Annotated in this window: 1 pseudogene; it reads right to left on the bottom strand. The window is 65.1% G+C overall.

The window, feature by feature from the left end:
- Nucleotides 1-48: 48 nt before the first annotated feature.
- Nucleotides 49-249: pseudogene (locus tag ACPYOG_RS20175) on the bottom strand (NAD(P)/FAD-dependent oxidoreductase); the annotation flags it as partial.

Below are 249 nucleotides of genomic sequence, written 5' to 3'. Positions count from 1 at the left end.
GAGGCAACCACCCTTAAAGTGCAGTCAAGGCGCCGTTCGTGACACGGTTTAGTCCTGCAAATCCTCCAGGACGGCCATGGCGGCGTTGTGGCCGCCCAGTCCACTGACTCCACCCCCGCGCCGGGCACCTGCACCGCACAGGAAGATGTTCGGGTAGCCCGTTGCGACGCCCCACCGTTCAGCAGGGGAGGCCCGCGGCTCGTCATCCTCCAGGAAGGGCCACTGCAGCTTGCCGTGGAAGATATTGCC

The organism is Leifsonia sp. HAY1-4F, assembly GCF_056755275.1.
Note: the sequence above shows the minus strand (reverse complement) of the source record. Positions and strands in the feature narration are given on the sequence as shown.